Genomic DNA, 6,352 nt, shown 5'->3' with positions numbered 1-6,352 from the left:
CTCCTTTTTCACTAGATGATAAAGGAAGGTTTAGAAAATGGCAGTGAAAGATTGTAGGATTTAAAAAGCTACCGCGTAGCGGTTTAGTTCAACACGAGCTTCGTGAAAGAATATCTCATTGTCGTTTGGAGAGCAACTTCAAGTTCATCCTCAGACGTATGTTCAAAAGAATCGTAGAACACCAACGTCCCTTTACGTTTTGCTATCGGCGGCTCGTAACCATAGGGTACCGCTTGAATATCCCGTGTCATTCTAACTTCCTCCTACCTCGAACGTATATATATAGTGTCACCAACAATAATTGAAGTATAACAAGAATACACATCGCTGGCATCTTATATATAACCCCTACCGTAGATTAGACTTTGACAGAATAACAAAGCATAAAGGAAGCTACAGGCACTAAAAGGGTACAAAACACGGCAATAAGCATCGGATCATTACTGTGCATCCCCAGCATAGGTCCCATTAACCCCGCCATAATACCACTTGTTGCTCCTGCTAATAGTGTCTGATAATCAATGAGTGAACCAAAAAGAATGCCAATCAGGACCGCAAGCAAGGTCGTTGTGATCGTAACAATAGCTGTATTGTGATGATATTGAAGACCGAGTACCGCTCCTATGGCCAAGCCATAGACACCGCTTGTTGTCATCGCAATGTTCATACCTAAGTGATAACCAATGAGTTGCCTAAATCTATGAAGATAAACATATGCAATCAGCCCACTCCCCATAATGATCACCAGGAATATCCACCACATATTTCCTAGCATCTTCTTCCCCCTCTTGAACAACCTCTTATACATTTACATTATGCTGATCGAACCAAGGACCATTCACTTTTCTCAAAAAGAGATATAACCTCGCCTCTTGTTCATAAGATACAATGAGGTGATACGATGAATAAAGAGCTACTTGTTCCCCAATATTCGTCCCCGGTGAGTACGCTACCCGGATATGAACTCACCATGATGCAGGAATACTTACATGGATTGAACCTACAGCGTCTGAGTGAAGCTATACCCTCTCAAAGAAGAACACGGTAATATCATCAATGTGCGTACGGATAACATAATCATCGAGTTCAGGGATATTGCTTACTTCAATGAGGATATGGGCATAAGCAGATTCCACATTCTGAAGACCACCTACGATAAAAAAAGGATACTGCTCGATTATAATAAGGAGCCTCTGCCCAATATTTTCTTCAAACTGTTGTACAACACCGGCTCTCCGAACCTCATTCATCGTAATTTGAAGTTGACTTAATGCCACCTTCTAATCCCTCCATTCACGAATCTATACAAGCGGTAGTCTCGTATTAGAGTCAAAAGCCATAATATGAACAACATGCTCTATTGGAAAAATAAGTGGCGTAGGAAAACGAAATTGTGGTGCATTGTGCATCTTGATAATAACGGGGTTCAATTCGATAGACCCGATTGAGATTTCGCTTAATGTCCCACAAAAAATAGGCCTGAATGTCTGACCTAGAATATTTAACTGGGAGACATTGAGAACTACAAGGACACCTTGACCGAGCAAACCTTCAAATACTTTGTTGTCAGGCATAACAGCTGGCACAAGCATCCCACCCTCCTCTATCAGGTTACGACCACTACCCGAATCATATGCCCAACCTCTATCCCTTTATGCATTATTTCACTGTTAATATACGGATTTGATTAAGTTTCAACTTCTGAGAGTGACCCGTTGAATCTATTTGAATCCATATTTCACTCTCCGTTGTGCGGACCAATATTCCAGAAATAAAGTCTCCTTCCTTTGTTTTAATCTGAATTCGAGAGTGAAGATAAGTTAGGAGTGCCGTAGTAAGTGGAATTCCAAAGAACCTATTTAATAGCGTTGGGTTACCTGAGACGGTATCCCCGAAATGTAGCGTCATTCTTAGCCCAGAAATGCTCGATACCCACCAGCACCACGCTTCGCCCAGAACCAATTCACGGACACCTTAATACAAGTAAACAAGCTCAGAAGATGACAGAAGGTCCTTACGATTGTGATGCTAGAATCCAGCTGAGACTCGCAGGCTTAAACGGTGGGCTAAACTTTCTATTATTCCGGAATCAGGGATGTCGTGTTAACGTAACGATTGAACAAGGGTCAACTACGCGGGTAATTGCGGGCATCATTTGCAATGTGGGTACAAATTTCGTAGATATCAAACAGAAGGCGGATAAAGTGGTCACAATATTGCAAGAAAGAATTGTTCATATTGAATGGTTGGATCGCTCTATAGGGTCTTGTACTCGTTCGGGGCATCGTGCATGTCACTATCTTGACTTTGAAGAAACGGAAGAAGAATAACGCAGACATATAAGAGGGGCGGAACTTAATACGATGACCACTTGTTCAACACGCTCCTCAGACTTCATTGTCTCAACAAGTATGTATTGGGATATACTATAATGACTACAATCAACACACTAAAATAATAAGAAGTAGAGGACATACGATCATGATGTTTCATATCACATACATATCAGAGGGATTAAAGGTTAAGGGATACCTTTGCTTACCGCATGGATTCGAAATGCCTACATCTGATTTACAGGCATGGATAGAATCGTTCTATCATGCAGCAGATCTGCCTATAACACAAATCGCAAGCTCTATCGAGCCCAGTAAGCAGAATATCCATAAGCACAAATGGCCTGTGCTTATTTACTGCCGTGGTGGCATTGGACGAGTTGGGAGTGTTAAGACACACTGGCTTGAACAATTTGCTAATCATGGGTACATTATCTTTGCTCCTACTTATCGAGGGACTGAAGGTGGCGAGGGAAGAGATGAATTTGGAGGGCAGGATCAAGAAGATGTTATTTCTGCTTACCATCTACTATGTAGTCTGCCCTTTGTCGATCCAAATCTAATTTCTATTATGGGATTCTCACGAGGGGCCATTAATGCGACACAAACGGTTGTCAACAACAGCCAAATTAACCGTTGTATCTTGTGGAGCGGAGTATCAGATCTCGCACAAACTTATGAAGATCGTATTGATTTACGCAAAATGCTCAAACGCGTCATCGGTGGATCTCCTATGAAGGTTCCAGATTCTTATCGTGCGCGCTCCCCCATTGCCATGGCTGAACAAATTCTATGTCCTGTTCTTGTTATACACGGTACTGATGATGTTCAAGTCGACTTTAACCAAGGCCTACAAATGACCCGCCGACTTCAAGAGATCGGTGCAAATGTTACACTTCATCAATATGACGGTTTAGGACATCATTTCCCTTTGGCGATGCATAAACTAGCTATTAAACGCATGTTCGAGTGGATAAATGATTCTTCAACATGAATTCCTAAATATTATTTAGCTGAGGAACCGTAATCTATAATATTCAAGTTAACATCGTACGTAATCTCAGACTGACTAAAAGTCTCATCCCACTCCTTTTCAACCTTTTTCCAAACCTTAGGGTGTTGTATCCGCAGCCGATTACCGAATCCTGCAACATCTACATGATAAACCTCTTGCATTTTATGAATGACTTTATACAAACTATCTTTTAATTCTTGTTCGAAGTAACCCTGCGCTTCCTTCAAGAATTTGTCGTCTGTAGGAACTTCGGATGTATTCCAGTTCTCAATGAGCCGACCATCTGATTCGATACTCACGTGAAAAGAAATATCCTGGCCTTGAACTTTTGATTTAATCTTCGTATTTACATTCTCGATTTCATAGGTAAGGACTTCCCCCGACTTATCATAAGTTTTGATTACCCCTCCCTTTACTTTACCGGTAATCCAAGACAAGGCTTCAACATCTTCCTCATCTAATGTTCCAATCCATCTATTGATCTTCCCTTTAATAATAGCTGCCCCAGCGAATGCAACTTCCTTCTTGGCGGAAACCACGTTTTGCAGAATAAAACTTGCACCAGAGTTCATTATTCCATCTAATTTGGTAAGAATCATAGGTGGTAATATTTTGTTAGTTCTAAACTGATTGTCCACTATACCTTTGAGATGAAGCGCAGGAATTTCTCCGGCTTGATTTGAGATTAACGTCTCGCTAGCCTTACTTATTAATACAAGACAACTGGGTCTGATATCGTTATCTGGCAAAATGAATTTTAAAAGCGAATCGAGATCCATTCTACGTACAAGCTCTGAAGAGATCACTATCGCTTTCAAATGATGACCAATAATGGGCGATCCCTCCGAAGTGAGTATTGTCGCATTAATTGAAAGATCGAATCACCGGTTTCCTGTTGTTCAAATACATCGTTGATGTTGACTTACTCGCGGATGGTGACTCTTGACTTTTCTGAAGAGGTATAATCTGAATAGTTGAAGTTATGAGATTTTTTTTGGGATAATCATCTCCCAGCATAGATAACTCTTTTTCCACTTCTGATTCCTCAGCAACATCAAGTGCTAGACCTACATAAAGACTCTGATCTTCAATTTGCTTATTACCCCAGCATCCTGTTAGACAGGGTATTAATAGAATGAGCAATGCAACTAAGATATAGCGTCTCATGCTATTCATCTTGTTTAACCACTCCCTTTTTGAAGACTTTAGAGATCAGAAGGAGGAGTACGGGCAACAAACCGAACAAATAGATAGAAATATTTCCAATGAAATCACCAAATTCGAATACTTCATTGATATTTTTGGGAGTCATTGCAACAATGAATATGATTGGAATCAAGCCGTACATGATAGGTTGAATATTCTTCTTTAATTTATATTTTTAAATAATTGAGCCTGACCCAACGATGCAGCATAAAAAGCAATCGTAAAAGTCGCGAATATTTTTATCGTAAACTCTCTAACGTGAACATCACAATTTCGAGCTATTCTTTGTTTAATAGCTACTAAATCTGCTTCATACTTTCCAGTAAACGAGGGATTAGTAACTCCTTTAGATATGTTAGTATCGGGTGTATCTTTTTCAGATTTATTCGCTGCCGGACTATCGTCCGAAGTTTGATTACCTAAGGCAGATTGGAGCCATCGAGAAACTAAATAAATGAATATAGGAACGATCAGTATCACTATAGCTTGTACAAAAACCTTCCAATCTGGAATATAAGAAACAATCGTGTGCCACATGTTCATCATCCCCACAGCTACAAAGCCAGAATTGACAAGAACGAGCCATGTCATTAGTACAATGTAGCGTTACCATAACTATCCAAAAAATACAAAAAAATTTCACAACATAAAAACGCCTATTTGACCAGCATTCGGCTGATCAAATAGGCGTTCATCCATGATTTTCATCATTAAACCTATATGTTCATGTATCATCACATAATAATCCCTATGTAATATCCAATAGAAATAAAAATCAGAACCCAACATAGTCCACTCAATCCTGCTACTAATATATATTTCTTAAAAGGCATGACGCTTATACCCGAAATGTAAAAGGTAACTTGTCTTATACCAGGAATAAAATAACCTAACACGATGGCCCAAGGCCCAAATCGAGCGAACCAATCTTCTACTTTGTTAAACCGTTTGGGTGTCATCCCTACCCATTTTCCATATTTATTGAATAAAGGTTTACCTACTTTTTTACCTATTAAATAGTTAATGCTCATCCCAGTAACGGCCCCTGAAAAACTTACCACTACAGACATCAGGAAATTTAATGTCATTGTGGATATCAGAAACCCTACCATCGTCATGACAACCTCGTCAGGTACTGGGAGACCAATAATTCCAATGGCAAGCAATAGATAAATGGCTAAATATCCATATTGTGTTATGAATTCCATGGTCCACTCCATCATGTGCCCCCTTGCTCTATACGCTTCATTTTTTGAAAGAAGGAAATGGGATACGACTAATCATTAAGCATGACAGTACACAGACTATAATAAACATCATCGTCGTATGAACATAGGCTCCAGATACTGACACGCCAGCTAGGATGACACCAGCTGCTGTAATTGGAAGCCCTATAAACCCTTTGGATGCTGACTCTGCCGACTGAATATTGAAACGTGCTAAACGTAGTGCTCCGCAGACTGGAAAAATAACAATAATCACTTCACTCATCCACTGCATGTCCATATCCTGTAGATTGTTGATAAACATTAGAAAAATAGGTGCTACACCAAATGAAATAACATCAGCTATAGAATCTAAGTTTTTGCCATATTCGCTGTCCACATGTAATAATCTCGCTAATAGACCATCTAATACGTCCCAAAATGCCGCAATAATCACCAATACAAAAGCAGCGATATATTGTCCGTCAATGGTCAACTTCAATGAGATTACCCCAGCGGCTAGATTAGCTGCTGTGCAAGCAGAAGGTAACCAATTCAACTTCATCATTCTCGACTCCTCATCATCAATCTCA

13 protein-coding genes are annotated in these 6,352 nt (G+C 39.8%); 2 read left to right on the top strand and 11 right to left on the bottom strand.

Annotated elements, in window-relative coordinates; translation table 11 throughout:
* Nucleotides 1–83: 83 nt before the first annotated feature.
* The 5 genes from J2T13_RS24795 to J2T13_RS24775 all read right to left on the bottom strand — a co-directional run bounded on the left by J2T13_RS24795 (nucleotide 84) and on the right by J2T13_RS24775 (nucleotide 1,962).
* Nucleotides 84–251: a hypothetical protein gene (locus tag J2T13_RS24795; protein ID WP_429375221.1), complete on the bottom strand. Its 168-nt coding sequence runs from the start codon at nucleotides 249–251 to the stop codon at nucleotides 84–86.
* Between the two features lie 107 nt (nucleotides 252–358).
* On the bottom strand, nucleotides 359–775 hold the full coding sequence (locus J2T13_RS24790; protein WP_429375220.1) for a hypothetical protein: 417 nt from the start codon (nucleotides 773–775) through the stop codon (nucleotides 359–361).
* Between the two features lie 244 nt (nucleotides 776–1,019).
* Nucleotides 1,020–1,277 (bottom strand): hypothetical protein, encoded by a 258-nt coding sequence (locus tag J2T13_RS24785; RefSeq protein WP_429375218.1) that lies wholly within the window; start codon nucleotides 1,275–1,277, stop codon nucleotides 1,020–1,022.
* A 24-nt stretch (nucleotides 1,278–1,301) separates the two neighbouring features.
* Complete coding sequence (locus tag J2T13_RS24780) at nucleotides 1,302–1,592, bottom strand: hypothetical protein (RefSeq protein ID WP_429375217.1); 291 nt, start codon at nucleotides 1,590–1,592, stop codon at nucleotides 1,302–1,304.
* A gap of 67 nt (nucleotides 1,593–1,659) precedes the next feature.
* Nucleotides 1,660–1,962 (bottom strand): hypothetical protein, encoded by a 303-nt coding sequence (locus tag J2T13_RS24775; protein WP_429375215.1) that lies wholly within the window; start codon nucleotides 1,960–1,962, stop codon nucleotides 1,660–1,662.
* 38 nt (nucleotides 1,963–2,000) lie between these two features.
* Here J2T13_RS24775 and J2T13_RS24770 point away from each other — a divergent pair, with 38 nt between their 5' ends.
* Together J2T13_RS24770 and J2T13_RS24765 are read left to right on the top strand one after the other, a co-directional pair.
* Nucleotides 2,001–2,330, top strand: coding sequence for a hypothetical protein (locus J2T13_RS24770; RefSeq protein WP_429375213.1), 330 nt, complete (start codon nucleotides 2,001–2,003; stop codon nucleotides 2,328–2,330).
* Between the two features lie 151 nt (nucleotides 2,331–2,481).
* Nucleotides 2,482–3,327 (top strand): alpha/beta hydrolase family protein, encoded by an 846-nt coding sequence (locus J2T13_RS24765; RefSeq protein WP_429375212.1) that lies wholly within the window; start codon nucleotides 2,482–2,484, stop codon nucleotides 3,325–3,327.
* A gap of 11 nt (nucleotides 3,328–3,338) precedes the next feature.
* Here J2T13_RS24765 and J2T13_RS24760 read toward each other — a convergent pair whose 3' ends face one another.
* From J2T13_RS24760 to pssA, 6 genes are all read right to left on the bottom strand, one after another.
* Nucleotides 3,339–4,154, bottom strand: a complete 816-nt coding sequence (locus tag J2T13_RS24760) for a Ger(x)C family spore germination protein (protein WP_429375225.1) — start codon at nucleotides 4,152–4,154, stop codon at nucleotides 3,339–3,341.
* Between the two features lie 58 nt (nucleotides 4,155–4,212).
* A complete protein-coding gene (locus J2T13_RS24755; RefSeq protein ID WP_429375211.1) occupies nucleotides 4,213–4,524 on the bottom strand; it encodes a hypothetical protein in 312 nt (103 codons plus the stop codon).
* Nucleotides 4,517–4,660 (bottom strand): hypothetical protein, encoded by a 144-nt coding sequence (locus tag J2T13_RS24750; protein ID WP_429375210.1) that lies wholly within the window; start codon nucleotides 4,658–4,660, stop codon nucleotides 4,517–4,519. The genes J2T13_RS24755 and J2T13_RS24750 overlap by 8 nt, the downstream gene beginning before the upstream one ends.
* 56 nt (nucleotides 4,661–4,716) lie before the next feature.
* On the bottom strand, nucleotides 4,717–5,145 hold the full coding sequence (locus J2T13_RS24745) for a hypothetical protein (protein ID WP_429375209.1): 429 nt from the start codon (nucleotides 5,143–5,145) through the stop codon (nucleotides 4,717–4,719).
* Between the two features lie 143 nt (nucleotides 5,146–5,288).
* Complete coding sequence (locus J2T13_RS24740) at nucleotides 5,289–5,774, bottom strand: DedA family protein (protein ID WP_429375208.1); 486 nt, start codon at nucleotides 5,772–5,774, stop codon at nucleotides 5,289–5,291.
* Nucleotides 5,775–5,799: 25 nt separating this feature from the next.
* The gene (gene pssA / locus J2T13_RS24735) at nucleotides 5,800–6,327 is read right to left on the bottom strand and encodes a CDP-diacylglycerol--serine O-phosphatidyltransferase (protein ID WP_429375207.1); all 528 of its coding nucleotides are present in this window, start codon (nucleotides 6,325–6,327) and stop codon (nucleotides 5,800–5,802) included.
* Nucleotides 6,328–6,352 lie beyond the last annotated feature (25 nt).

It is taken from the genome of Paenibacillus sp. DS2015 (assembly GCF_050433705.1).
In the GTDB taxonomy this organism is placed as follows: Bacteria; Bacillota; Bacilli; order Paenibacillales; family Paenibacillaceae; genus Paenibacillus_AQ.
This window is presented reverse-complemented; position numbering and strand designations above follow the sequence as displayed.